At 43.1% G+C, this 24,186-nt stretch carries 28 protein-coding genes; 16 read left to right on the forward strand and 12 right to left on the reverse strand.

All coding sequences use genetic code 11. From position 1 onward, the window contains the following. Positions 1 to 79: 79 nt before the first annotated feature. The 4 genes from NI464_RS04490 to NI464_RS04505 all read right to left on the reverse strand — a co-directional run bounded on the left by NI464_RS04490 (position 80) and on the right by NI464_RS04505 (position 3,097). Positions 80 to 697, reverse strand: a complete 618-nt coding sequence (locus tag NI464_RS04490) for a regulatory protein RecX (protein WP_253137842.1) — start codon at positions 695 to 697, stop codon at positions 80 to 82. Between the two features lie 91 nt (positions 698 to 788). Further along, positions 789 to 1,832 carry a recombinase RecA gene (gene recA, locus NI464_RS04495; RefSeq protein WP_004279873.1) on the reverse strand — a complete coding sequence of 348 codons (1,044 nt, stop codon included), beginning with the start codon at positions 1,830 to 1,832 and terminating at the stop codon, positions 789 to 791. A 145-nt stretch (positions 1,833 to 1,977) separates the two neighbouring features. Next, positions 1,978 to 2,418 (reverse strand): RNA-binding S4 domain-containing protein, encoded by a 441-nt coding sequence (locus NI464_RS04500; RefSeq protein WP_004646726.1) that lies wholly within the window; start codon positions 2,416 to 2,418, stop codon positions 1,978 to 1,980. Next, on the reverse strand, positions 2,411 to 3,097 hold the full coding sequence (locus tag NI464_RS04505; protein WP_253137843.1) for an HAD-IA family hydrolase: 687 nt from the start codon (positions 3,095 to 3,097) through the stop codon (positions 2,411 to 2,413). Before NI464_RS04505 ends, NI464_RS04500 begins: the two co-directional genes overlap by 8 nt. A gap of 13 nt (positions 3,098 to 3,110) precedes the next feature. Here NI464_RS04505 and NI464_RS04510 point away from each other — a divergent pair, with 13 nt between their 5' ends. The 3 genes from NI464_RS04510 (at position 3,111) to NI464_RS15845 (ending at position 5,132) form a co-directional block, all read left to right on the forward strand. Beyond that, entirely contained in the window at positions 3,111 to 3,962 is an 852-nt protein-coding gene (locus tag NI464_RS04510) for a 3'(2'),5'-bisphosphate nucleotidase CysQ family protein (protein ID WP_243474693.1), read from the forward strand. Positions 3,963 to 4,024: 62 nt separating this feature from the next. Further along, positions 4,025 to 4,765: a histidine phosphatase family protein gene (locus tag NI464_RS04515; protein ID WP_085064672.1), complete on the forward strand. Its 741-nt coding sequence runs from the start codon at positions 4,025 to 4,027 to the stop codon at positions 4,763 to 4,765. Between the two features lie 241 nt (positions 4,766 to 5,006). Then, positions 5,007 to 5,132, forward strand: coding sequence for a hypothetical protein (locus NI464_RS15845; protein WP_004729839.1), 126 nt, complete (start codon positions 5,007 to 5,009; stop codon positions 5,130 to 5,132). Positions 5,133 to 5,270: 138 nt separating this feature from the next. Here NI464_RS15845 and rpsT read toward each other — a convergent pair whose 3' ends face one another. Further along, positions 5,271 to 5,540, reverse strand: a complete 270-nt coding sequence (rpsT, locus tag NI464_RS04520; protein ID WP_004279868.1) for a 30S ribosomal protein S20 — start codon at positions 5,538 to 5,540, stop codon at positions 5,271 to 5,273. Between the two features lie 214 nt (positions 5,541 to 5,754). Between rpsT and NI464_RS04525 the strand changes: the two genes are divergently transcribed. The 5 genes from NI464_RS04525 (at position 5,755) to NI464_RS04545 (ending at position 10,671) form a co-directional block, all read left to right on the forward strand. Further along, entirely contained in the window at positions 5,755 to 6,420 is a 666-nt protein-coding gene (locus NI464_RS04525) for an NAD(P)H-binding protein (RefSeq protein ID WP_253137844.1), read from the forward strand. A 12-nt stretch (positions 6,421 to 6,432) separates the two neighbouring features. Continuing rightward, complete coding sequence (rraA, locus tag NI464_RS04530; protein WP_004279866.1) at positions 6,433 to 6,942, forward strand: ribonuclease E activity regulator RraA; 510 nt, start codon at positions 6,433 to 6,435, stop codon at positions 6,940 to 6,942. Positions 6,943 to 7,060: 118 nt separating this feature from the next. Then, the gene (locus tag NI464_RS04535) at positions 7,061 to 7,843 is read left to right on the forward strand and encodes a glutathione S-transferase N-terminal domain-containing protein (protein WP_184413598.1); all 783 of its coding nucleotides are present in this window, start codon (positions 7,061 to 7,063) and stop codon (positions 7,841 to 7,843) included. A 222-nt stretch (positions 7,844 to 8,065) separates the two neighbouring features. Next, the gene (locus NI464_RS04540) at positions 8,066 to 8,749 is read left to right on the forward strand and encodes a response regulator (protein ID WP_253137845.1); all 684 of its coding nucleotides are present in this window, start codon (positions 8,066 to 8,068) and stop codon (positions 8,747 to 8,749) included. After that, positions 8,749 to 10,671 carry a sensor histidine kinase gene (locus NI464_RS04545; RefSeq protein WP_253137846.1) on the forward strand — a complete coding sequence of 641 codons (1,923 nt, stop codon included), beginning with the start codon at positions 8,749 to 8,751 and terminating at the stop codon, positions 10,669 to 10,671. The genes NI464_RS04540 and NI464_RS04545 overlap by 1 nt, the downstream gene beginning before the upstream one ends. A gap of 83 nt (positions 10,672 to 10,754) precedes the next feature. Here the strand turns inward: NI464_RS04545 and NI464_RS04550 are convergent, their stop codons facing one another. Genes NI464_RS04550 through NI464_RS04560 form a run of 3 tightly spaced genes read right to left on the reverse strand, consistent with a single transcriptional unit; the run spans position 10,755 to position 12,930 of the window. Next, entirely contained in the window at positions 10,755 to 11,924 is a 1,170-nt protein-coding gene (locus tag NI464_RS04550) for a ribosomal protein uL16 3-hydroxylase (RefSeq protein WP_253137847.1), read from the reverse strand. A gap of 29 nt (positions 11,925 to 11,953) precedes the next feature. Beyond that, the gene (locus NI464_RS04555; RefSeq protein ID WP_253137848.1) at positions 11,954 to 12,547 is read right to left on the reverse strand and encodes a Maf family protein; all 594 of its coding nucleotides are present in this window, start codon (positions 12,545 to 12,547) and stop codon (positions 11,954 to 11,956) included. Then, on the reverse strand, positions 12,547 to 12,930 hold the full coding sequence (locus tag NI464_RS04560) for a DUF2237 family protein (RefSeq protein ID WP_004279857.1): 384 nt from the start codon (positions 12,928 to 12,930) through the stop codon (positions 12,547 to 12,549). Before NI464_RS04560 ends, NI464_RS04555 begins: the two co-directional genes overlap by 1 nt. A gap of 139 nt (positions 12,931 to 13,069) precedes the next feature. Between NI464_RS04560 and NI464_RS04565 the strand changes: the two genes are divergently transcribed. The 4 genes from NI464_RS04565 to NI464_RS04580 all read left to right on the forward strand — a co-directional run bounded on the left by NI464_RS04565 (position 13,070) and on the right by NI464_RS04580 (position 16,791). Then, positions 13,070 to 14,257: a phosphoglycerate kinase gene (locus tag NI464_RS04565; protein ID WP_044110106.1), complete on the forward strand. Its 1,188-nt coding sequence runs from the start codon at positions 13,070 to 13,072 to the stop codon at positions 14,255 to 14,257. Between the two features lie 155 nt (positions 14,258 to 14,412). Beyond that, positions 14,413 to 14,691, forward strand: a complete 279-nt coding sequence (locus tag NI464_RS04570) for a hypothetical protein (RefSeq protein WP_253137849.1) — start codon at positions 14,413 to 14,415, stop codon at positions 14,689 to 14,691. A 119-nt stretch (positions 14,692 to 14,810) separates the two neighbouring features. After that, positions 14,811 to 15,848 (forward strand): class II fructose-bisphosphate aldolase, encoded by a 1,038-nt coding sequence (gene fba, locus NI464_RS04575; RefSeq protein ID WP_225552626.1) that lies wholly within the window; start codon positions 14,811 to 14,813, stop codon positions 15,846 to 15,848. Positions 15,849 to 15,936: 88 nt separating this feature from the next. Continuing rightward, positions 15,937 to 16,791: a DMT family transporter gene (locus tag NI464_RS04580; protein WP_253137850.1), complete on the forward strand. Its 855-nt coding sequence runs from the start codon at positions 15,937 to 15,939 to the stop codon at positions 16,789 to 16,791. Here the strand turns inward: NI464_RS04580 and NI464_RS04585 are convergent. Further along, on the reverse strand, positions 16,754 to 16,981 hold the full coding sequence (locus NI464_RS04585) for a hypothetical protein (protein ID WP_253137851.1): 228 nt from the start codon (positions 16,979 to 16,981) through the stop codon (positions 16,754 to 16,756). The genes NI464_RS04580 and NI464_RS04585 overlap by 38 nt on opposite strands. A 106-nt stretch (positions 16,982 to 17,087) precedes the next feature. Next, entirely contained in the window at positions 17,088 to 17,741 is a 654-nt protein-coding gene (nfsB, locus tag NI464_RS04590) for an oxygen-insensitive NAD(P)H nitroreductase (protein WP_253137852.1), read from the reverse strand. Positions 17,742 to 17,984: 243 nt separating this feature from the next. On the opposite strand from nfsB, the gene hpaI reads away from it, so the two are divergent. Then, complete coding sequence (gene hpaI / locus NI464_RS04595) at positions 17,985 to 18,779, forward strand: 4-hydroxy-2-oxoheptanedioate aldolase (protein WP_253137853.1); 795 nt, start codon at positions 17,985 to 17,987, stop codon at positions 18,777 to 18,779. Between the two features lie 682 nt (positions 18,780 to 19,461). Then, a complete protein-coding gene (locus NI464_RS04600) occupies positions 19,462 to 19,680 on the forward strand; it encodes a hypothetical protein (protein WP_004279847.1) in 219 nt (72 codons plus the stop codon). Positions 19,681 to 19,709: 29 nt separating this feature from the next. On the opposite strand, the gene NI464_RS04605 is transcribed toward NI464_RS04600, so the two are convergent. Together NI464_RS04605 and NI464_RS04610 are read right to left on the reverse strand one after the other, a co-directional pair. Further along, positions 19,710 to 20,429: a UDP-2,3-diacylglucosamine diphosphatase gene (locus NI464_RS04605; protein WP_004279845.1), complete on the reverse strand. Its 720-nt coding sequence runs from the start codon at positions 20,427 to 20,429 to the stop codon at positions 19,710 to 19,712. 111 nt (positions 20,430 to 20,540) lie between these two features. Then, the gene (locus tag NI464_RS04610; protein WP_004279844.1) at positions 20,541 to 21,050 is read right to left on the reverse strand and encodes a peptidylprolyl isomerase; all 510 of its coding nucleotides are present in this window, start codon (positions 21,048 to 21,050) and stop codon (positions 20,541 to 20,543) included. A 423-nt stretch (positions 21,051 to 21,473) separates the two neighbouring features. Between NI464_RS04610 and NI464_RS04615 the strand changes: the two genes are divergently transcribed. Both NI464_RS04615 and NI464_RS04620 read left to right on the forward strand, forming a co-directional pair. Next, positions 21,474 to 23,201 (forward strand): glutamine--tRNA ligase/YqeY domain fusion protein, encoded by a 1,728-nt coding sequence (locus tag NI464_RS04615; protein ID WP_253137854.1) that lies wholly within the window; start codon positions 21,474 to 21,476, stop codon positions 23,199 to 23,201. 69 nt (positions 23,202 to 23,270) lie between these two features. Further along, the gene (locus NI464_RS04620; protein ID WP_253137855.1) at positions 23,271 to 24,182 is read left to right on the forward strand and encodes a bestrophin family protein; all 912 of its coding nucleotides are present in this window, start codon (positions 23,271 to 23,273) and stop codon (positions 24,180 to 24,182) included. Positions 24,183 to 24,186 lie beyond the last annotated feature (4 nt).

The following is a 24,186-nucleotide window of genomic DNA, read 5'->3' on the forward strand; positions in this document are numbered from 1 at the left end:
TATTTTATTTTGCAGCTAATATTGAATTAAATATCCAATATGTTTATACGTGTATTAAGACTTTCAAAGAATATAAGACTTAGTCTTCTGCTTTACGGTTAATGGCCTTGATAATCGCATCCATTTCAAAACCACGATACATTAAAAAACGGATCTGTTTGGCTTTGAGCTTGGGGTTTTTAGGAACTTCAGTGCCATATTTTTTGACTTTTAGCTCATAGGCTTGCTGCACCCAATCGGTTTCTTTGAGTTCTTCTGAAATAAGCGCGGCATCAATCTTTTTGCTCTTGAGTTTCATTTTAATTTGATTGGGGCCTTTACCTTTACGCTTTTGACTCGACAACATGGTTTCCGCCACGCGCTGATCACTTTGATAGTTCTCACGAGACAGTTCTTCCACTAAGTTAATGACTTCATCACGATGTTCTGCATAGAGTGCTAATTTCTCTATCAGTTCGGCTTTGGAATATTCCTTGCGCGTCAGTACGGCAAAGGCATAAGAACGTAAGCGTGAGCCTGTCAGTCCCGGTTTCTTCTCATCCTGAGTTGGGGTAGAGGAAAACAAACGTTCTTCAGGATCAAATTCAGGAGCGTCTTGGATCGCACTTTTTGCAGGTTGAGCTTGATCTTCAGTATCACCAAATTGCTGTTTTAAAGTTTCATAATCGAGCAGTTTGCTGAATTTCGCGTCTGACATGATTCTCTCGGATTTTAGATTCCCTATATAATAACAAAACGCCCCGGAGGGCGCTGTGTATTGACGTTTAAAGATGATGCATCTAATAAGATCATGCATCTAAAAAGTCAGGTTCTTCCTTGCTATCGTCTTCTTCAACAACCACTGCTTTAGTCAGAAGCTGGTCACGAATCAGTTTTTCAATCGTCTGAGCCATTTCTTTATGCTCTTCCAGATAACGGATGGTGTTGTTCTTACCCTGGCCAATTTTGTCGCCTTGATAAGAATACCACGCACCAGCTTTCTGCACGATTTCTTGCTGTACAGCAAGGTCGATCAATTCACCTAGATGGTTAACACCTTTGCCATAAAGAATCTGGAATAAAGCTTCTTTAAACGGAGGCGCCATTTTGTTTTTCACGACTTTGACTTTGGTTTCAGAACCAACAATCTCGTCACCTTCTTTCACTTGGCCAATACGACGGATGTCCAAGCGAACAGAGGCATAGAATTTCAGTGCATTACCACCGGTTGTGGTTTCCGGGCTACCAAACATGACGCCAATCTTCATACGAATCTGGTTAATGAAGATCACCATACAGTTTGAGCGTTTGGCATTACCGGTAATTTTACGCAGTGCCTGGCTCATCAAACGGGCTTGCAGACCCATATGCGAGTCACCCATTTCGCCTTCAATTTCGGCACGTGGTGTCAATGCAGCAACAGAATCGACAACGATCATGTCGATCGCGCCAGAACGTACCAGCATGTCTGCAATTTCAAGTGCCTGTTCACCGTGATCCGGTTGCGATACCAGCAGATTGTCGATATCTACGCCAAGTTTGCGCGCATATTGAGGATCAAGTGCGTGTTCCGCATCGATAAATGCACACGTACCGCCTGCTTTCTGACACTCTGCAATTGCTTGCAATGTCATTGTGGTTTTACCTGAAGATTCAGGACCATAGATCTCGACGATACGACCTTTTGGTAAACCACCAATACCGAGCGCGATATCCAGCGTTAAAGAACCTGTAGACACGGCTTCAACTGCCTGAACGGTATTGTCACCAAGACGCATTACTGTATTTTTACCAAACTGTTTTTCAATCTGGCTTAAGGCAGCGTTGAGCGCCTTGTTTTTATTCTCATCCATCTTACAACCTCAATACGATGTCACTAAGTTAGTACTCAAGTGGATGTCTTAAATTAGAGCTTTGTTCCACAGGTGTATAGTGACAGAATTTTCCCTAGTGTTCTATAAAAGTCAGCGCATGTACGACATATTCTGACGCTTAAATTTAATCGTCATTATAGGACCATGACTGATCGAAATTCTGACTATTTTCATTTTTAAATCTACTGATGTCACGACGATCTTTCTTGCTTGGACGATGGTCGGGACGAGCTAGATTATGCAACTTTCTTTGTGACGTAATCAATTCCCGGCGCGCAATACTGACTTCGGTTTCTTCATACAGTTTTTGTGCCACGGGTGCAGGGCCACGAACATCAGAAAGTTCCTTAACCAGCACGGTTTTTTTGTCGATGCCTTGCTGAATCGTCAGTTCCATACCAACACGGACTTCGCGCGATACCTTGACACGTTCACCATTGTGATGGACTTTGCCACCTTCAATCGCATGTTTGGCAATCGAGCGGGTTTTAAAAAACCGTGCTGCCCACAGCCATTTGTCTATACGCATGCCTACCGCATCTTCGGGTAAAGACGATTTACGCATATTTTTTTTCTACCTCAGCCTGATTTAAATGAGTGATTAAATCTGTTAATTGGTGCAGCATCGGGTAATTACAAGTCTGGCGTGCTACTTTGGCTGAAGAGGGTTGCTGGATGCTGAACAGGTTCTGAATGCCATAGGTTTGGGCCCCATTCAGGACTTTTTCAGTATCATCAATAAAATAAGCATGTGCAGGATCAAATGGATGCAACGCATTCAGGCCTTGCCAGAATTCGACAAATTCTTTGGCATGCCCAATCGTTTCTGAGCTGACGATGACATCGAAATAATCTCTTAAATTCAAGTGATCCAGTTTAAAGGCTAGACCTGCGCAGTCAGCATTGGTGGCCAGCCAGATTGGATAACCATTATTTTTAAGATAATCGAGCAATTCGAGACAATGAGGGCGTAAGGCGACTTTATCTTTATGTTCAATTTGCATCGCCAGAACATCGACTTCGACTTTAGCCGTCCAGAAGCGTGAAGAGTACCAGTTTAAGGTATGATTATGTTCCTGATAGAATGCATAGAGTGTCGCCTGGCTTTGTTCCAGGCTACAGCCATGTGTGGCAGCATAACGCACAGGCAATAACTCGTTCCAGATGAAATCATCGTAGGCAAGATCAAGTAAAGTACCATCCATATCGAAAATTATGGTAGGTTTTTCAGAGCATTTTGACATATTTAGGTTTTCTATGTTTAAAGCAACAGCAGCACCACAAGATCCAATGATTTTGCAGTTTGTGCCCATTTTGACACAAGCCTGTGAAATTTTGCGAGAAGAATATCAGCGTTATTGTTCTGGTGCAGCTTTTGATGTCATCAAAAAAAATGATAATTCTCCGGTGACTCAGGCAGATTTTCGGGTCGATACTTATCTGACCCAAGCTTTGGCAGAGATTTCAAGTTTGCCTTTATTGTCTGAAGAAGGACAGGAACATGAACGCCGCTCATGGTCAGAATTCTGGTTACTGGATCCGTTAGATGGCACTAAAGAGTTTTTGCACCAGCGCCCCGAATTCACTATTAATTTGAGTCTGGTCAGAGGCAGTTTGACCACTTTTGCCATATTGGCGGTTCCGGAGCAGCAACTGATTTATTTCTGTGCTGAGCAGGGCTTGCCTTATAAATATGATATCCAAAAGATGACATGGTTTGCTTATGAAATGCTTGAAACCACTAAAACAATTGCTGTGGGATTGAGCCAAAGTAGCCAGCAGAAACCGAAATATCTGGAGTATTTGCAAAGTCTGGCCAAGCTCACGGACTATACCGAATTTAAAGCGGGCAGCGCTTATAAATTTTGCATGATGCTGGAAGATCAGGTGGATATCTATCCACGTTTTCATCCGACCTCGGAATGGGATACCAGCGCTGGTCAATGTATGCTCGAACGGATTGGTGGTGGTCTGGTCGATTTAGAAGGCCGTCCATTTATTTATAATCATCGGGATACTTTGCTGAATGGCGGATTCATTGCTTATAAGAATAATGATATGAAAATTATTGCATTGCAGGCGGTTTCTGACATGCAGGCCGAGCATTGAGCAAAATTCTGAGCGTGTTATAGTGGTGCTTAACCTATTACCAATCCAGAGTTGGCTGTAACGTGTCCCTGAAACTGCTTCCACCGAGTATGTTGAGTGCAATTGATTTATTGCCCGATGTACAGACGCCTGTCACCTTATTTACACGGCATTCGATTCGTGAAGATGTTCCGGGGCAGGGTTTGGCAGGCTATGATCTGCAACTGACCAGTCAGGGACGCGATCTGGCGCACGAATGGGGTGCTTATCTGGCTGATCAAACCGATCGCGTGATTCATCACTGTATTTCAAGTCCGATCCAGCGGTGTATTGATACCGCTGCATTGATGATTGAAGGGGCAGATGCGGTTACCCCTGAGCAGAATACCCATCGTATTGAAATTATCGAACAGGGACTTCTGGTGGAGCCTGGCAGCTTTGTGCTGGATATTCAAAAAGCCGGACCTTATTTTGCCAAGCAGGGTGCGCTCGGTTTCATCAACAGTTTTGTCAATAATGCCTTGCCGGGGATGAAACAGCCGATTCATGGCGTAGTGGATGTACTAGAACTGATTTACAACACCCATCCACAAAATAAATATGGGCTAAGTTTGGCCGTTAGTCACGACACCATTTTGGCAGCGATGATTGCAGTGATGTCAGGGCGTCAGGATGTCAGTCGGGAAGACTGGCCAAAAATGATGGAAGGTCTGTTTGTTTGGTTTGAAGGTGATGTATTCCTGGAATCCAAACTGAAATGGATCTGGCGCGGACAGGTACACGAACTGGATATTGCCGATTTTAAACGTTCCCAACTTTCCTAAATCAAGTTGATCTATTCAAAACTCAATTGTTCGAAGCAATTGAGTTTTTTTATTTATGACCAGAAATTTCATAAAGAGGAGGTGGCGTTTCATATGGATCATTCAATAAAGTTCAGGCTAAAACGATAAAAATAAATTTTGAACTGCATCTTTTACATTTATAGGGTGAAAATTCAATAATGTAAGTATAAAAATTATCTATGCTTAACAAATATAGAAATATTCATCTTGAGGAAAAACCATGAAAATTATCACAATTTTTAGCCTGATCGCGATTTTGGGTTTAACCGCATGTCAAAAGCGGGATACTGACAATACGAAACAGGATAAGACTACTTCGCCATCCTCTATGGATAAAGATCAATAATCTAAAAAGGGAGGTGCGACTTATTTTTTTATCTCATCGTATTGGTAGGATGAGGGGCATCTAAACGGATTGTTTTTCTGATTTCTTGAAATTTCAGGCACAAAAAAAGCCCTAAAAAAGGGCTTTTTTCATTTGCGATTAGTTAGAAGCTAATGCTTTAACTTGCGCGTTCAAGCGGCTCTTATGACGAGCTGCTTTGTTTTTATGGATGATGCCTTTGTCAGCCATACGGTCGATTACTGGAACAAGCGATTTGTACGCTTCAGTAGCAACTGCATAGTCATTAGTGCTGATAGCAGCTAATGTGCGTTTAAGATAGGTACGAACCATAGAACGCAAGCTTGCGTTGTGTTTGCGTGCTTTAACGTTTTGACGAGCACGTTTTTTAGCTTGAGCAGAGTTTGCCACTCGTGCACTCCTTGAAATAGATTGGTCTGGGCGGGCTGAAACTCAACTGAAAACCAACATCAGAGGAATTATCACCAGCCCGTAAACAAGTGCCATATTTTGATTAAACTAAGCACCGAAGTCAAGTCTTGACATGCTTTGACAACATTTTAGATGCAGAAAAATTCTAAAGAAAACGTTAGATTAGTATTCCACCTAGGAGATCGTATAAAAAATGACTAAATCACTGACTCATCCCATCGTGATAGGTGCCACCGGCTTGGTGGGAAAACAACTGATAAAACGTTTGCAAGATGAGCCGACTTGCCAGCAGATTACTGCAGTGGTCAGAAAACATCAAAATGATCTGGATGCTTTGGATAAAGTTCAACAACTGGTACTGGAAGATTTCCTGATGTTGAATGATCAGGATGTCAGCAAGCATAGCCATGGTTTTAGCTGCCTGGGCAGCACCATGAAAAAAGCCGGATCCAAACAGGCATTTTATAGTATTGACTATACCATAAATGCTCACTTTGCAGAGCTGTTACAGCAAACCTCAGCCCATTATCTTTTGCTAAGCGCAATGGGTGCCGATTCCCAATCGCATTTTTACTATAATCGGGTCAAAGGTGAACTGGAAGAATATATACAAACATTGTCCTTGGACAGAATCAGTTTGATTCGACCTTCATTGCTCATTGGTGAACGTCCAGAGCAGCGTTTTTTGGAAGATATCGCGCAGCAGGTTTACCACAAAGTATCGCGTTTTATTCCAGATAGTTTTGCCTATAAGCCAGTGACAGCCGATCAGGTGGCTCATACTATGGTCGAGGCCGCGCTAACTCAGACGGTAAAATTTGAAATTTATGATAATTTACGCATACAAAAAATGAAATGAGGGGAAAACACCGTGTCTACAGCAGCATTTGTCACCTGTGACTTGTTAGATGATCATCCAGAACTAGAGCTTCAGGTAGTGACACCTTGCCTGGACGGTAAATTTTTCAAGAGTTATGGGGCGCGCAAAACCTTTGGCGGTCAGATTGTGACAGTAAAATGTTTTGAAGATAACTCGCGGGTGAAAGAGTTGTTGGCCACAGATGGAACAGGCAAGGTCCTGGTGGTGGATGGTGGTGCCTCCATGCGCTGTGCCTTGATGGGTGACCTGATTGCCGAATCAGCGGTAAAAAATCACTGGAATGGCGTAATTATTTATGGTTGCGTTCGTGATGTCGATGCGATTGCTGAACTTGATCTTGGTGTGCATGCATTGGCGGCTATTCCGCAAAAGAGCAACCGCAAGGGTGTGGGTGAAGTTGATATCTCTCTCTGTTTTGGTGGTGTCACGTTTAATGCAGGCGAGTATGTTTATGCAGACAATAATGGTATTGTGGTGTCTAAAACAGCATTAGTGGCTTAATCGGCTGAAATCTGCATTTCTGCATGCAAGAATAACAACAAAACTCATCTGTACCCTGAAAGACAGGATGTTTACATTCTGTCTTTCAGTTTAATAAAACAAAAAACAGGAAAATAGTATGTTGGGTCATCAAATTAAAGTTGTACAAGCTTTGGCCTCTTCAATCGCTGAAGGTGGACGTGGGATGGTGGGTACACCGTTTCCAAATCAGCCTGAAAAAGCCTTGAAGCTCTATGAATACGAGGGTTCACCATTTTGTCGTCGGGTGCGTGAAGTCATGACCTTGCTAAATCTGGATTATGAAGTTTATCCATGTCCACGAGGGGGTACTCATTTCCGTCCTGAGGTGCAGCAATTGGGTGGAAAACTGCAATTTCCTTTTTTAGTTGATGAAAATACCGGTGATCGACTCTATGAGTCTCAGGATATTATCGATCATCTGTTCAAGCATTATGGCAAAACCGGCAAAACTCCCAAGAAATATGCTCACTATCCTAAAATTCCAGTGGCTGCAATTGCGGGAACCGTCCTCAATGGTTTACGCGGCGGAATGGTGAATCCCAAGATTAAGGATCGGCCAACACCTGAACTGTTATTAGAATTATGGGGCTTTGAGGCCAGTCCTTATACTCGAATTGTACGCGCCGTTTTGAGTGAACTGGAAGTGCCGTTTGTTTTTCATAATGTCGCTAAAGAGCGCTGGCAAGATTATGGACCGGCCAAATTGCGTTTAAAACCGGGAAAATATGAACCACTACCAGGCGGTAAGCGTGAACATTTGTTTGAAATGATGGGAAATAATATTCAGCTTCCCTATCTGGTCGATCCAAATACAGATACCAAAATGTTTGAATCGGCTGAGATTGTGAAATATTTAAAACAGCAATACGGTACTGCTTAAAGTAGACAGCTCGTATAACTTCAAAAGATTTTCTATCTTGAACTGCCATCTGCTAAACAGATGGCATTTTTTATGTCTATGATATGGAAAACGGGCGTAAGCGCTTCTCGCTGCTTAAAACTTCAGATAATAAAAAATAAATAAATCATGATTTTTAGTGTGATTTTGTTTATATTTTAATCTTAAAGGGGATATATAAAAATAAATATAAGGGGCGTGCTTATGACAGCATCGGAGGCAGTCTTGCCAGTACCAGTATTAATCGTTGAAGATGAATATGTCATCCAGCGCCGTTTAAAAATCATATTAAGCAATCTAGGTTATAACGAAGACGTTCTGCTATTTGCCAACACGGTTAAAGAAGCATATTCCATAGTTCAGCAACAGCCGATTGCACTGGCCTTAGTAGATTTGGGGTTGCCAGATGGAAGTGGGATTTCAATTATTGAAAAAATCCGCGAACAGGACGCACAAGCGTTGATTCTGGTGGTGTCTGCCTGGAGTACCCAGGATAGCCTGTTTAGGGCAATTCAGGCTGGTGCGACCGGTTATGTGCTTAAAGAACGGGATGATGTCGAAGTCGCCTTGGCTATTCGCAGTATTTTGCGTGGCGGTGCACCGATTGATCCCTTTATTGCCCGTGAAATTTTAAAACAGATTTCTACTCCCACCATTTCATCAACAGTAGAGCAGAACAGGTCAGCTGCGGATCAGGAAACGCTCACACACCGGGAGCAGGAAATCCTGTACTTGGTTGCGCAAGGTCTGAGTAATCGTGAAATTGCCGAGCAGCTCTGTGTATCACGCTATACCGTCGAAAGTCATATTAAGCATATTTACCGCAAACTCTCGGTCAGTAAACGTACTAAGGCGATCAGTACCGCACGGCATCTGGGAATTCTGTAATGTCATCTGCTTGTTCCAGAAGCAGCAAACGGCAGCGACTGAAATGGATCGGTGTTTTTGTCCTGTGCAGCTGGCTTTGCTTGTTCTGTAGGATGAGTCAGGCGCAAAGCCATTTTCAGATTAATGATCTTTGTCAGGTGAAGATCGACTATATTCAGAAGGTTCAGGCTCAGGGTCCTACCGAGATGCCGACATCGGGCTGGCAAAGCGTACGTTTGCCGGATAACTGGCAGAACAACTGGAAGAATTATCATGGGGGTGCCTGGTACAAGATTGTCTGGCGCTGGTCATGCCAAGACAACATCCGCCTTGCAGAACCGGTTGCCTTTTCTATTGATTATATTAATTCGGCAGGTGCCGTATTCCTGAATGGTGACTTGCTTTGGTCTGACCGGAACTTGCAAGAGCCCTTGTCGAAAAGCTGGAATATGCCACGTTACTGGGTTTTCCCGATTAGCGGTTTGCGTAAAGACAGTAATGAAATCCTGATTTATGTAAATGGCTACAGTTTCCAAAGCGCGGGCCTGGGCAATATTCAGTTTAATAATGTGTTGGTGAATAGCCAGCAGTATTTGGAAAAAATCTGGGATCGCCGTACCGTATTCCAGATCAATATGATTTTCTCTGCCACGATTGGGCTGATCTGTTTCATTATCTGGTTATTCCGGCGTTCAGAAACCACTTTTGGCTGGCTGGCACTCAGTTCACTGTTGTGGATTCTGTTTATTTCCAATGTCTTGACTACAGAAAATTTTCCATTTCGCTCCACGATTTCGGCAGCTAAAGCCAATATGCTTTTTTTTATTGCTTATATCCATTGTTTCTGTCTGTATCTGATCCGCTTTGTAAAACAGAAATTTAAGCAGCTAGAGCGAGGATTTATTCTGGTCAGCATTCTGTCTAGCCTACTGGTGATGATCAGTCCCTTGGATTATCTGGAGCAGGTACTGGGCGGAGTATTTATCTTCTATGTATTGTTCTTTGTTAGTTGTACTATGTATGTCAGCTATCAGGCCATTAGAACCCGAAATGGAGAATATCTCTTCCTGACGTTATGTCTTTGGGGGATTTTGCTGTGTGTAGTTATCGACTTGATCATGTTGAACCAAACCAAGGTCAATGAGTTTTCACCTTTATCTCCCTATACCTCACCAATTATTACCTTGTTTGTCGTGCTGATTATGGGCACACGCCTGAATCGTAATGTCAGGAAAATCGAAAAATTTAATACCCAGTTAGAACGTAAAGTCCAGCAGGTCAGTGCTGACCTGAATAAAAGCCTGAGCGATAAACATCAATTGGAGCTGACGAATGTTCGTCTGCAAGAGCGGATTAATCTGTCACATGAACTGCATGACGGGTTGGGAGGGTCTATTGTCCGTTCCATGATTCTGGTGGATCAAAGTAGCGAAACAGTTTCTAAACAGCAGTTTCTTTCCATGCTGAAACTGCTCAGAGATGATCTCAGACAAATCATTGACAGTGGTTCATCTATTGAAAATAAAGTCCCACAAACGCCGGTACTCTGGATCGCACCGGTACGTTATCGTTTTACCCAGTTGATGGAAGAAATGGAGATTGAAGTTGAATGGTCATTTCCAAAAGTCTGGCAGCGTGAACCGACTGCATTACAGTGTTTGACCCTGATTCGGGTGGTTGAAGAAAGTCTGACCAATATCATTAAGCACAGTCAGGCCAGTCAGGTAAAAGTCAGTCTGGAATATTCACAGCCGCATCAGCTTACTTTGAGTATTCAGGATAATGGCATCGGTTTCGATGCTGACATGGTGCAAAAAAATGGCTTGAGTATTGGAATGCGCAGCATGAAAATGCGGATTGAGCGTATGGGGGGATTGTTCCAGATTGAATCCGAGCAAGGAAATACGCTGATTCGGGTGGTACTGGAACTTTATCAGCCTTAAGTGGCTAGAATTTTAGACTCTGAAAATAAAAGAGGATCATGTGATCCTCTTAAAATTATTGCTTAAATAGAGCCTTGGAAAGCTTACTCGTCGTCAGCAGGTGGAACCAGCATTAACACGGCTTCATTTAATAATGCCGCAACATCTTCCAGAATTTCTTCATCAGCGAAGTCTTCACCGAATAACAACGCTTCACCATCTGCAAGCTGTTTGAGTTTTGCAGTGAATGCCTCAGAGATGGACACACCTTCACCATTAGCCCAGAACAAAACATTGCCGTCTGTTTCAGTATAGAGTAGGCGTGACGCAGGTTCGAGCATCAGGCTATAACCCTGATCAAGTGCTTCTTCCAGATCACCTGTACCGATTTCTTCTGCTTCAGGCAGGTTTTCAGGATATTTAGGTTCGGACATCAAGCTCATGATGGCATCTTCGAGAACATTGGAATTATGCAGTTGCTGCATGATGTGTTCTTTCAGATATTCCAGCTCATTGCTGCTCACTTCACCGATAGCACCGACTTGATCACGGATGATATCCAGCAGCGGGTTGCGCAGCGTTTCATTTTCAGAGAATTTATCCCCGACACGATCCATCATGTCACTGATATTTGGCATGCGGAAACCGAATGAATAAGTCAGGCAGTCATCTTCAGCCACGCCGTAATGAGCCAGACCAGGCGGCACATAGAGCAAGTCGCCAGGTGCCAGCACTTCATCAAAGTTCACTTCTATTTCAGGCAATAATTTAAGCGGTTGACCCGGAACAAATGGAGTTTCGGTATCACACATTTGCCCAAGCTGCCAGCGACGATGGCCATAGCCTTGTACCAGAAACACATCATAGAAATCGAAATGCTTGCCGACTGAACCGCCTTGCGGTGCATAAGACACCATGATGTCATCGCGACGCCATTGTGGAATAAATGGGAATTTTTTCCAAAGTGCCGACAGGTCAAATGAATAGTGATCTACAGCCTGAACCAAAAGCGTCCAGAGCTTGGGCATTTTCTGGAAATCTGCTTTGAGCAAAGGTGAAGATTTCACGCTCCATTGATTCGGATCACGATCTTTCTGCTTGATGAGACGGGCAGTGACATGTTCTTCAAGCGCAAGTTCCATCACATCATTGGGTTCAAGCAAACTGGCGATTTCAGGCATTGCATTACGCACCAGTAAAGGTTTCTTTTGCCAGTATTCGCTAAGGAATTGTTCAGCGGTAATACCGCCTAGTACGTCTAAAGGTTGAGACATAGAGTAAAGCCTGAATTTAAAGGGAGAGATTAAGGAACCAAAATTTTTAATTCACGAAGAATATGACAGAGCTTGATCATTGGCATGCCCATCAGCGTGGTCTGATCTTGTCCGATCATTTCTTCAAACAAGCTGATACCGAGGCTTTCACATTTGAAACTGCCTGCACAATGCAAAGGTTGTTCAATTTCGACATAACGCTCGATTTCGGCCTGAGAAAGTTTACGAAACTTGACTTTATAGTGTTCGACCAGACTTTGTTCAAAACCGGTCGATAGTTGCTGTACACTGAGCGCAGTACTAAAATAGACAATCTTGTCCGAGTTGGCTTGTAGCTGGCGAATGGCCTTTTCAGTCGTTAACGGTTTACCAATAAAAATATCCGGCGCACCTTCACGCCATGCCACCTGATCTGAGCCGATCACAATCGCTTCTGGATTCTGTTCGGCAATATATCTGGCTTTCTCGAAAGCCAGTCGTTGTGCCAGATCATCTGCGTGATTTTCCCCGCGAGGAGATTCATCAATATCCGGTACCATGGAAATATAATCAATATGCAGACGATCCATCAGCGCTTTGCGGGTTTGACTGGATGATGCCAAGATAATCTGTGCAGAATTCATTAGACAGCATATTCCTCAAGAATATTTAACGGTACATAAGCCAGAACAGCTTTGTGACAGGCTTGCAGCTTGATTGGAGGTGCTTGACCCGCTTCATAGGCTTCGACCCAGCGCGTTACGCAGATACACCAGAAATCGCCAGGTTGCAGGCCCGGGAAATCCAGTTCGGGCAAAGGCGTAATCAGGTCATTACCGACTTTTTGAGAAAAATTCAGAAATTCTGAGGTCATTTGCGCGCAAACCGTATGCTGGCCCAGATCGGTGGTCGCAGTATGGCAAAAGCCATTGCGGAAATATCCGGTAATCGGATCGAAGCAACAGCTGGACAAAGGCTCACCTAACACGTTCAAACGGTTAAGATTTGGATCAGGATGTATCGACATAGGGACTGAATCTAAAAGAGGCTTTTTTCTATCATAACAAAACTTTGGCATTCATAATGTTTTCTGCAAAAGATGCTAACCTTTTTCTGCATAATCATTTAAAATCGCCTGGTTTTAATATCTATAAAGTGAGCTCTACATGAACTTTCAGCGTATGACTGACCTCGATTTAGCAGGTAAACGTGTTCTGATCCGTGAAGATTTAAACGTTCCTGTTAAAAATGGTGTGATCACCAGCGATGCGCGTCTTCGTGCAGCATTGCCAACGATTAAAGCAGCACTAGAAAAAGGCGCTGCAGTCATGGTGTATTCTCATCTGGGTCGTCCGGTTGAAGGTGAGCCTAAAGCTGAACAGTCACTTGCTCCTGTAGCGGCTTACTTGACTGAAGCTTTGGGCCAAGAAGTGAAACTGTTTACTGACTATTTAGATGGCGTTGATGTTCAGCCAGGTCAGGTAGTTCTACTGGAAAATTGCCGTTTTAACGTCGGCGAGAAGAAAAACAATCCTGAACTTGCAGCAAAATATGCAGCATTGTGTGATGTATTCGTGATGGATGCCTTTGGTACAGCACACCGTGCAGAAGCATCTACTGAAGGCGTAGCGCGTCTGGCTAAAGTTGCAGCTGCAGGTCCTTTACTGGCAGCTGAACTTGATGCGCTTGGTCGTGCACTGCAAACCCCTGAAAAGCCAATGGTGGCGATTGTTGCAGGTTCTAAAGTCTCTACCAAGCTAGATGTTTTAACCTCACTTTCTGATATCTGTGATCAATTGATCGTTGGTGGCGGTATTGCCAACACTTTCCTTGCTGCGGCAGGCTATAACGTGGGCAAATCACTGTGTGAAAAGGATCTAATCGATACAGCAAAAGCCATTGCTGCAAAAGTATCAGTTCCACTTCCAACTGACGTAGTCGTTACAGATGCCTCTGAAATTAACTTTGAAGATTTCTTGGGTTCATTGGCTGCTGCGAAAGCGACGGTGAAAAACGTTGCAGATGTTGCTGACAACGACATGATCCTAGATGTAGGTCCAGAAACTGCGAAAGCATTTGCAGAAATCCTGAAAACCTCTAAAACCATTCTTTGGAATGGCCCGGTCGGCGTATTTGAAGTAGATCAATTCGGTGAAGGGACTAAAACTTTATCTTTAGCAATTGCTGAATCGGAAGGTTTTTCGATTGCGGGCGGTGGGGATACACTTGCTGCGATTGATAAATATGAAGTGGCTGACAAAATTGGTTATATCTCGACGGGTGGCGGTGCATTCCTTGAATTCGTTGAAGGTAAAACCCTTCCTGCAGTTGCGGTATTGTTAGAACGTGCTTAATGGCATGTCCTAAGCTAAAAAGCTGGCCAAGTGCCAGCTTTTTTTTATGTCATTTTTTTGACAGTGAAAACTTACCCTTCATGGCTTCGTCATTAAAATGCAATAAATCTGTCATAAGATGCAGTCATTAAATCACCAAATGACGAGAATACGTGATGAAAAAACAGTTAACTACGGCAGTATTATTAGCAGCATCTCTGGCACTGACTGCATGTGCAAAACAGGAAAGCGCACCAGAAGCTGAAGCAGAAAGCTCGGCAGCAGTGGCGGATCAGACTGTAACTCCAGAACAGCAAGCCGCCATTGACGCCATTGATCAGCCAATTCTAGACGAAAAAAATACCGATATCCCGGCTGAAGTTGCCAATGCGCCAGCCGATGAAGCAACTGCAGACGAGTCGGTTGCTGCGACTTCAGAGCCTGTAGCACCTTAATCCGGTTGATGTGACACAAAATCCCTGCAAATGCAGGGATTTTTTTTAAATAGTGTTATTTGTTGCTGAATTGAAACCTTTGAACATGTAGAATATGTGGCATTCACTGGGAGGATATTATGGCTCTTATTTCATTGCGCCAGCTCTTGGATCACGCCGGCGAACATGCTTACGGCGTACCAGCATTTAACGTAAACAACTTAGAACAAATGCGTGCAATTATGCTTGCAGCAGATGCAACCAATTCACCTGTTATCGTACAAGCATCTGCGGGTGCGCGTAAATATGCAGGCGCTCCGTTCTTGCGTCACCTAATTTTGGCTGCAATTGAAGAATGGCCACATATTCCAGTGGTAATGCATCAAGACCACGGTACCAGCCCTGACATTTGTCAACGTTCAATCCAGTTAGGCTTTTCATCAGTAATGATGGACGGTTCACTGGGTGAAGACGGTAAAACACCAACTTCATATGAATATAACGTTGATGTAACTCGCCGTACAGTTCAAATGGCACATGCGTGTGGCGTATCTGTTGAAGGTGAAATCGGTTGTTTGGGTAGCCTTGAAACAGGTATGGCGGGTGAAGAAGATGGCGTAGGCGCAGAAGGCGTACTGGATCATTCTCAACTCCTGACTTCAGTTGAAGAAGCGCGTAGCTTCGTTGCTGATACCAATGTTGATGCGCTTGCAATTGCAGTAGGTACTTCACACGGTGCGTACAAGTTCACGCGTCCACCTACAGGTGATATTCTTGCGATTGACCGCATTAAAGAAATTCACGCAGCACTTCCAAACACGCATCTTGTCATGCACGGTTCAAGCTCTGTGCCACAAGAATGGTTGGCAGTGATTAACCAGTATGGCGGCGACATCAAGGAAACTTACGGTGTTCCGGTTGAGCAGCTGGTTGAAGCGATCAAACACGGCGTGCGCAAGATCAACATCGATACTGACTTGCGTTTAGCATCTACCGGTGCAATGCGTCGTATGATGGCTGAAAAACCAAGCGAATTCGATCCACGTAAATTCTTCAGCGCAACGGTTGATGCCATGAAGCAAATTTGTGTTGACCGTTACGAAGCTTTTGGTACTGCAGGTAATGCAGACAAGATTCGCCCAATTTCTTTAGAGAAAATGGTGTCACACTATAAATAATTCCCAGTGAATTATTTATAAAAAAAGCCCACTGCTGCACATGTGGGCTTTTTTGTAGACTCATAAATATCAAGAATAAGAGCAGCATATGGAACTGATTTTCGCAGCAGCGCTATGCAGCGTTGTGGTCTCAATATTATTAAAAGTCGCTAAAAATAAGGGCTTGAGTCCAATACACATGATTAGCTGGAACTATATGACAGCCAGTCTCTTGTGTTTTTTCTGGTTCAAGCCTGATATTCAACATATTTCAATGTCTCAGACGCCTTGGCTGCTTATTCTGGCTCTGGGTGTTTTGCTTCCGAGCGTATTCCTGTTTTTGGCCAAGGCTTTGCAAACAGCTGGAATTTTAAAAACCGAAATTGCCCAGCGACTTTCTGTAGTCTTGTCACTGGCTGCGGCCTATTTCATTTTTCAGGAACAGTTTAATCAGCTGAAAATACTGGGGATCGCTTTAGGCATTGGCGCAGTGCTGTGCATCCTGTTTTCACATCGACAAAGTACAGGACAGGGCAGTCAGGGAATGTTGTATCTGGGCTTGGTCTGGGTCGGTTATGCACTGATTGATGTATTGTTGAAATATACAACCAGTCTAGGTTTGCAATTCGCGGTGGCGCTGAATCTGATATTTTTTTGTGCCCTGATCATTTCGATGGGCTATCTTTTAATCAAATATAAAAGCTTGGGCTCGATGCAGAATATCGGCGCTGGTCTGTTATTGGGTTTCCTGAATTTTGCCAATATTGCTTTCTATGTCAAAGCCCATATGCTGCTTAAGGATTCACCTGCGATCGTCTTTGCTGGCATGAATATTCTGGTGGTGGTATTTGGTGTTATTGCAGGTCTGGTATTCTTTAAAGAACGGCTCAAACCTGCAAGTACTGTAGGGCTGCTGCTAGGCTTGACTAGTGTGATTTGCCTAGCTTATGCAATGTCTGCTTGACATAAGAAGATGCAAATTCAATCGGATGTCGGAGCAGGTCGCCTGCTTCGGCCAGTCCAAGCAATAAACCGACCTGTTGGCAGTCTGGACAGTGCGGATAACGATGCTGTTGCTCTTTATAGTGCTGGAGATAAATTTTATCGCAATGATGGCATTCAAATTTCAGGGATTTGGATGTAAGGAGCGACATAGATGACCTCTATTGTTATTCTATTAGATGTAAATTAAATAAAGCAAAAAATAGGCCCGAATTGATATGGAAAGGGGCGCTTGACCCCTTTTATAGCATAAATTCCTTACAGTTTGGTGAAAATATCTTCAGCAGGTAGGCGTGATTTAGGTAGTTTGGCATTGAAATCATTTTCACTGCGATAGCCTAAAGTCAGCAATACAGAGGGGATCAAGCCTTGTTCTGCAAGTTGTAATTCTTCACTAATCATCTCTTCGTCAAAGCCGCCAATTGGTGTGGCATCGACACCTTCAATTCCGGCAGCCAAGAGCATTTGACCGAGTGCAATAAAGGTCTGGTTTTCAGCCCAACGCTGAATATCACCTTTTTCATTACGATAATAATGAATATAACCTGCACGGGTATTTTTCTGACCTTCTTTGGCGGATTCATCTTTAAATCGGCCACTGAGATCATCGCGGTTCAATAAGTTTTCCAGATGCAACTCATTAATATCGGCTTTGGTGCAGAATAAAATGGTATGGGATGAATCCAGAACTTTGGGTGCATTGTAGGCATAAGTACCAACCAACGCTTTGGCAATGCGCTGTTTGGCTGCATCATGATCGGCAATAAAAAAATGCCAAGGCTGAATATCGATTGAAGAGGGTGTCAGACGCAAAATTTCTAATAAGCGCTCGAACTGTTCTGCCGGGATTTTCTTGCTAGGATCATAGGCTTTAGTGGTATAGCGGGTCTGCGTGATCTTGAGTAAATCCATCAATGGGCTCCAATCTTTTTAAATAAACAGCGAGTAGAAGTTTTAAATATATACATTTTTCACATCCCCTGATTATTACAATAAAAAAGCATCAGGCAAAGCCTGTTTTGAGATGATCTTGAGCTGGATTCAAGCAAAACTTAGAGTTAAATCAGATTAAAATCCAGTTTTTGTCTATTGGCACTTTTAAGCGAGAAGCGTTTAATAAGAGGCATCGCCAGCAACATGCAAATAGGTTAGCGGATGCAAGTGACCAATTACTTTAAACACAAACTGAAAACCCAGCAGCAAATCGGCTTATGGATTGGATTGGCAGATGCCTATGGCACCGAGATTGCGGCAAATGCAGGTTATGACTGGCTGCTGATTGATGGTGAGCATGCACCCAGTGATTTGAGAACGACTTTGTCGCAACTGCAAAGTATTGCTGCTTATCCCTCGCAAGCAGTGGTACGACCACCCATTGGTAGCGTACAACTGATCAAGCAACTCCTTGATATCGGTGCACAAACGTTGTTGATTCCGATGGTAGAAACCGTGGAACAGGCCGAACTCATGGTCAGGGCAGTCCGTTATCCGCCTGAAGGAATTCGTGGCGTTGGTGCTGCACTGGCACGTGCCACCCGCTGGAACAGCATTCCAAATTATTATCAGACGGCACATGAAGAAATCTGTTTATTAATCCAGATTGAATCGGTCACAGGACTTGAAAATCTGGATGCTATTCTTCAGATCAACGGGATTGATGGCGTGTTTATTGGCGCCGTTGATCTATCTGCCACTATGGGTTATCAAGGTGATCCGAATCATCCTGAAGTACAAAAAGCTGTAATTGATGCAATCCAGCGGATTCGTTCTGCAGGCAAAGCTGCAGGAATTCTGTCAACCCAGCATGAAGTGACGCTAAAATATATCGAACTTGGCACTGAGTTTGTAGCAGTGGGCGTAGATACCAGTGTTTTGATGAATTCCTTACGTGATCTATTGGGGAAATATAAAAAGGATATCAATGTGAATAATCCGACTAGCGGTTATTAATCAACTAGAGATTCTGAATGAATAGCTTAACTGGATATTTGGTTTATTTTTAACCAGAAATTGTTGGGGGATGAGCTATTCATTCAACTATAAGAAAATCATAATGAACCTTCAAGAAGTAGAACAATTTTTACAAAAACAGCAGAACACCTTAAAGAATAAACGTCAGCAAAGAACTAGACGAGCGCAACAAGCTCTTTTATGATTCACGTACTGTTTGCAGCCTTAAATGCTATTCTTTTAATCCTTAATTATCAAAAGACAGGAGAGTGGAACTTGTTGTACCTCGCACTGAGTTTCATGTCTCTAATATTGATTTTCAAATATTTAAAGACAGGTTTTGTTTATAAATATAAATGAAATAACATTAAAATGAATTTTAGATAATAAGAGTTAAAAGCCTAAAAATTAACAAAGCATGAGAAAAGTTCTTAAAAATCCCATTCTATTGTCATTACAATGTAATTTTGCTTTTGCTAGATAAATAGCTTACACTGGTTGCACTTCAAGCAAGTACTGTTCTTGCTTCTATTATTATTTTAAGCTGATTGTGATGTACTTTTCAGTTCAAGTATTTGAACTCAAATAAGATCTACTAACCATAGAACTATTATGTAAACTAGGTTGTTATTAATCTCTCTCCATATAGTCACAAAAAGCTCATATCGTGTGAGTAAATATTTTGATCAAAATCAATGAATGGCATATTGCCACTGCCGCTGATGGCAATGAAATTAACGTGAAACTGGTTCCATTAAAGCGTAAGCAAAATACAATGGACGGTTTTATCTGGGTTGAAGTCGGTAAAATGATTCAATTGCCAACGGGTGAGGAATTTCAGTTCAATCTCGATGGTAAAAGTTTCTATACTGGGGTAAATCAGCTTTATCGTCTGTGTTAAGCAGATCAATATCGTAAAAAAGTGGCTGATTAATATCGCCACTTTTTTAGTTTCAGGGTGTCAAAATTTTGATCTTCCTGAATTTCCAGAATCTCAGCACTGTCTTCTTTCCAGTCGCCCAGTACAATTCTTTTTTTCTTAGCTAACTGATGAATAGCTGCGCGATGTGTATGACCATGGATCAGTACATCTACGTCCTGTAATGCCAGCTCAACTGCATGTGGGTTGACATCCATCACTTCATAGCTTTTAAACTGTTGTGCCTGATGGCTTTGTTGACGAAAGCGGTTAGCCAGTCTGGTTCGAAATGAAAGCGGGGTTTTTCTTAAGAAGCCCAGTAGCCAGGGATGACGAATAATTTTTTTAAAACGCTGATAAGAAATATCATCGGTGCATAGTGCATCGCCATGTTCCAGGCGAAAACGTGTTCCGGCAATAATCAGCTGATCGATTTCGGGAAGAAGCTGTCCGCCAAATCGAGCTAAAAATTTACTTCCCAAGACAAAATCCCGGTTGCCGGCTTGAAAATAGACCTGATTCCCAGCCTGAGTAAACTGTTTTAATGCAGTGACAATTTCGTCCAGCCATGGAGAGGTATAGTCATCACCAATCCAGGCATTGAACCAGTCACCCAGAATATACAATTGGGTATTTTGATTTTGATATTCAGTTAATAAATCTAAAAACCCCCGAACAAGTCGAGGGTGATCAGGTGACAAATGTAAATCTGAGATAAACAGATAGGTCACGAATCTTTTCCTTTTATTCCTCTCTAGATCCCTCATTCATATGAGGGATTTTCCATTACACTGTTTTAAAGCGTTGCTTTAAAACTCATAAAAGAACGGAGAGGACGTTTTTTATTCAGAAATGATTTTTGCAGATTCGATTACTACGTTTTCTAGAGGAACGTCAGCGTGGTAGCCACGGTTGCCAGTACGTACGTTTTTGATTTCGTTCACAACGTCCATACCTTCAACGACTTTACCAAATACGGCATAACCCCAACCTTGAGCAGTTTTACCAGAGTGGTTAAGGAATGAGTTGTTTTTCACGTTAATGAAGAACTGAGCAGAAGCAGAATGCGGTGCTTGAGTACGCGCCATTGCAATCGTACCTTCGTCATTGGTCAAGCCGTTGTCTGCTTCGTTTTCGATTGCATCACGTGTTGCTTTTTCTTTGAAGTTTTCATCCATGCCGCCGCCTTGGATCATGAAACCATCAATAACACGGTGGAAAATTACGCCGTCATAAAAACCGTCACGTACGTATTCTAAAAAGTTAGCTACGGTTTTAGGTGCTTTTTCAGCATTGAGTTCTAGAACAATACGACCTTTATTGGTGTTTAATTCGACTTGAGGAAAACTCATTGTGTAATCTCCTGATCATGGACGAGTGCCATGGTTTTTTCTGAATGAGTGAAGCATAAGCAAACTACATTCGACAAGGCAAGTAAAAACATTATTTTCTTTGTTAAAAGCATAAAAATAATACCTTATTTATACGTTGATTTATCAAGGCATTTCAAATGCAGCCAGTCAGGGCGTTATATTTCGGACAGGCACGAATTGAATCATTTTCCAGTTTCGTAAAGTGTTGATATTTTAGTTTTGGGCAGCTTGCTGTATTTTCACTTTTTAAAATGAGTGAATTGAAATCAAATACCGTAGTTAGCGGTTGAGAGATTAAGCACCTATAGTTAAACTAAGGAACTTTGATAATGAATATACGTACAACTTGTACGATGAAATATTCGTTAATCCCTTTTTAACTTTAGAAGTGAATGATTGATCATGAAGCCAAATGATGTTGTGACATCTCTGCCCGAGAACCCGACCCAGAAGAACAATGCAGTCGATTCAGTGCAGCAGCAAGAACAACAACCAGGCTTGGACTTTGTACGTCAGGTCATTACTGATGATTTAGCCGCTGGTCGTACTCAACAGGTGGTGACGCGTTTTCCGCCTGAGCCGAATGGCTATTTACATATTGGCCATGTGAAAGCAATTTGCTTGAACTTCGGTATTGCTGAAGAATTTAAAGGTGTGTGTAACCTGCGTTTTGACGATACCAACCCGGATGCCGAAGAGCAGGAATATGTGGATGGTATTGCCAATGATGTGAAATGGCTGGGTTTCCAATGGGAAGGCGAGCCGCGTTATGCATCAAGCTATTTCGATCAACTTTATACCTGGGCAGTTCAGCTGATTGAGCAGGGCGATGCCTATGTGGATTTGCAAAGCCCTGAAGAGATCCGTTTGAACCGCGGTAATTTCGTTGAGCCAGGCAAAAACTCGCCACAACGCGATGCAACGGTTGCAGAAAACCTGGAGCGTTTTGAGAAAATGCGCAGCGGTGAATATGCAGAAGGTCAGGCTGTATTACGTGCCAAGATTGATATGACTTCACCGAACGTGCATATGCGTGATCCGATTCTGTATCGTATCCTGCATTCTGAACACCATCAGACTGGCGATAAATGGAAAATTTATCCAATGTATGACTATGCGCATCCATTGTCTGATGCGATTGAAGGCATTACGCATTCACTCTGTACCCTGGAATTCCAGGATCATCGTCCGTTCTATGATTGGGTAGTGGCAAAAGTTAAATCACCATCCGTGCCACGTCAGTATGAATCGAGCCGTTTGAATGTGGACTATACCATCACCTCGAAACGTAAATTACGTAAACTGGTGGAAGGTAGCTATGTTCAGGGCTGGGATGACCCACGTATGCCAACTGTAGTCGGTATGCGTCGTCGTGGTTTCACACCTGAAGGTCTACGTGATTTCTGTCAACGTGTCGGTGTATCGAAGGTTGATGGCAGTATCGTCGATGTAGCCATGCTGGAATATTGTATTCGCCAGTCTCTGGAAAACACTGCCGCTCGTGGTATGGCTGTGTTAAATCCATTAAAAGTGACTTTAACCAACTTGCCAGCCGATATGGATCTGACCCATTCACGTCATCCGAATGTCGATATGGGCGAACGTGTTATTCCATTGACTACTGAACTGTATATTGATCGTAAAGACTTTGAAGAAGAGCCACCAAAAGGCTTTAAACGTTTGATTCCGGGCGGTGAAGTGCGTCTGCGTCATGCGTATGTGATCAAGTGCGACGATGTGATTAAAGATGAAAATGGTGAGGTGGTTGAACTGAAATGTTCAATTGATCCTGAAACCCTAGGCAAGAACCCTGAAGGCCGTAAGGTGAAAGGCGTGATTCACTGGGTATCTGCGACGAAGGGTGTTCCTGCGGAAGTGCGTATTTACGACCGTCTGTTCACCGAATCTGATCCAGAAGTGGGTGATGACTTTCTGGCAAACCTGAACCCTGAATCATTAAAGGTGGTTCAAGCCGTGATTGAGCCTGCATTAGCGCAAGCACAACCGGAAGACCGGTTCCAGTTTGAGCGTGAAGGCTATTTTGTGGCTGATCAATATGATCATTCCAGCGAAAAACCGGTATTCAACCGTATCCTTGATCTTAAGGACAGCTTTAAACCGGGCAAATAAGCTGGTTTAAGTCAGAATGTAAAAAGCCCAACTCTGGTTGGGCTTTTTCAATACAGCAGGGAACATTCCATGATTGTGCGTGATAAGAATAATAGTTTAGGTTTACTGTTTGCCTGGCAGGGAACGATTCTGCCCAAGGTGCTGCCCGCATTAATCTTGGTGGTCTTTATTTCCGCTTTACTAGTGTATTTGAGTCAGGCGCATTTCGTCAGCCTTCATACCGTCCCGGCAATTGGTTTTACCATCTTTGGTGTGATTCTCTCGATCTTTCTGAGTTTTAGAAATACGGCCTGCTATGATCGCTGGTGGGAAGGGCGCAAGCTTTGGGGCGCGCTGATTGCAACTACACGTCATTTATGCCGTGACAGCCATGTGCTAGATGATCAAATCCGTGAAGTTTTGCTATATCGCATGATGCTATTTACCCATCTATTACGTGATCGGCTGAGACAGCAAACGCCCAGTATTCAGGCTTATGAAGCCACTGCCGGTTTTGAACCCAAGTCATTTGAGCAATTGCCCATGCAAATCAATCCATCCCAATGGGTGCTGGAACAGATGCAAAAAGAGCTGGTGCAGCAATATAAGCAGGGCAAGATCAGCGATATTATTTATAACAACCTGAATCAGCACACTGTGGCTTTGGGAGATATTCAGGCCGGTTGCGACCGGATTTTGTCAACGCCATTACCATTTTCTTATTCGGTGTTGTTGCATCGCGCGGTTTATTCTTTTTGCTTTATCTTGCCTTTCAGTTTGCAGGCGAATTTAGGCCTGTGGACGCCGATACTGGTCGGATTGATTGCTTATATGCTGCTCGGGCTGGATGAACTCAGTGCGGAGCTGGAAGAACCTTTTGGCCTGCAGGACAACGATCTGCCGCTAGACTCAATTGTACGGCTGGTCGAGCGGGAAACTCTAAGCTCTTTAGGTAAAGCACTACCTGAGGCGATTCAAGCCAGAAAAGGCTATTTAACCTGATTCC

The sequence above is a fragment of the Acinetobacter lwoffii genome, from assembly GCF_024129685.1.
GTDB classification, from domain to species: domain Bacteria; phylum Pseudomonadota; class Gammaproteobacteria; order Pseudomonadales; family Moraxellaceae; genus Acinetobacter; species Acinetobacter lwoffii_X.

Excerpts from the sequence above, each read along its gene's own strand:
- NI464_RS04490 (WP_253137842.1), bottom strand. The coding sequence starts at position 697 with ATGTCAGACGCGAAATTCAGCAAACTGCTCGATTATGAAACTTTAAAA.
- recA (WP_004279873.1), bottom strand. The coding sequence starts at position 1,832 with ATGGATGAGAATAAAAACAAGGCGCTCAACGCTGCCTTAAGCCAGATT.
- NI464_RS04500 (WP_004646726.1), bottom strand. The coding sequence starts at position 2,418 with ATGCGTAAATCGTCTTTACCCGAAGATGCGGTAGGCATGCGTATAGAC.
- NI464_RS04505 (WP_253137843.1), bottom strand. The coding sequence starts at position 3,097 with ATGTCAAAATGCTCTGAAAAACCTACCATAATTTTCGATATGGATGGT.
- NI464_RS04510 (WP_243474693.1), top strand. The coding sequence starts at position 3,111 with ATGTTTAAAGCAACAGCAGCACCACAAGATCCAATGATTTTGCAGTTT.
- NI464_RS15845 (WP_004729839.1), top strand. The coding sequence starts at position 5,007 with ATGAAAATTATCACAATTTTTAGCCTGATCGCGATTTTGGGTTTAACC.
- NI464_RS04525 (WP_253137844.1), top strand. The coding sequence starts at position 5,755 with ATGACTAAATCACTGACTCATCCCATCGTGATAGGTGCCACCGGCTTG.
- NI464_RS04535 (WP_184413598.1), top strand. The coding sequence starts at position 7,061 with ATGTTGGGTCATCAAATTAAAGTTGTACAAGCTTTGGCCTCTTCAATC.
- NI464_RS04540 (WP_253137845.1), top strand. The coding sequence starts at position 8,066 with ATGACAGCATCGGAGGCAGTCTTGCCAGTACCAGTATTAATCGTTGAA.
- NI464_RS04545 (WP_253137846.1), top strand. The coding sequence starts at position 8,749 with ATGTCATCTGCTTGTTCCAGAAGCAGCAAACGGCAGCGACTGAAATGG.
- NI464_RS04550 (WP_253137847.1), bottom strand. The coding sequence starts at position 11,924 with ATGTCTCAACCTTTAGACGTACTAGGCGGTATTACCGCTGAACAATTC.
- NI464_RS04555 (WP_253137848.1), bottom strand. The coding sequence starts at position 12,547 with ATGAATTCTGCACAGATTATCTTGGCATCATCCAGTCAAACCCGCAAA.
- NI464_RS04560 (WP_004279857.1), bottom strand. The coding sequence starts at position 12,930 with ATGTCGATACATCCTGATCCAAATCTTAACCGTTTGAACGTGTTAGGT.
- NI464_RS04565 (WP_044110106.1), top strand. The coding sequence starts at position 13,070 with ATGAACTTTCAGCGTATGACTGACCTCGATTTAGCAGGTAAACGTGTT.
- NI464_RS04570 (WP_253137849.1), top strand. The coding sequence starts at position 14,413 with ATGAAAAAACAGTTAACTACGGCAGTATTATTAGCAGCATCTCTGGCA.
- fba (WP_225552626.1), top strand. The coding sequence starts at position 14,811 with ATGGCTCTTATTTCATTGCGCCAGCTCTTGGATCACGCCGGCGAACAT.
- NI464_RS04580 (WP_253137850.1), top strand. The coding sequence starts at position 15,937 with ATGGAACTGATTTTCGCAGCAGCGCTATGCAGCGTTGTGGTCTCAATA.
- NI464_RS04585 (WP_253137851.1), bottom strand. The coding sequence starts at position 16,981 with ATGTCGCTCCTTACATCCAAATCCCTGAAATTTGAATGCCATCATTGC.
- nfsB (WP_253137852.1), bottom strand. The coding sequence starts at position 17,741 with ATGGATTTACTCAAGATCACGCAGACCCGCTATACCACTAAAGCCTAT.
- hpaI (WP_253137853.1), top strand. The coding sequence starts at position 17,985 with ATGCAAGTGACCAATTACTTTAAACACAAACTGAAAACCCAGCAGCAA.
- NI464_RS04610 (WP_004279844.1), bottom strand. The coding sequence starts at position 21,050 with ATGAGTTTTCCTCAAGTCGAATTAAACACCAATAAAGGTCGTATTGTT.
- NI464_RS04615 (WP_253137854.1), top strand. The coding sequence starts at position 21,474 with ATGAAGCCAAATGATGTTGTGACATCTCTGCCCGAGAACCCGACCCAG.
- NI464_RS04620 (WP_253137855.1), top strand. The coding sequence starts at position 23,271 with ATGATTGTGCGTGATAAGAATAATAGTTTAGGTTTACTGTTTGCCTGG.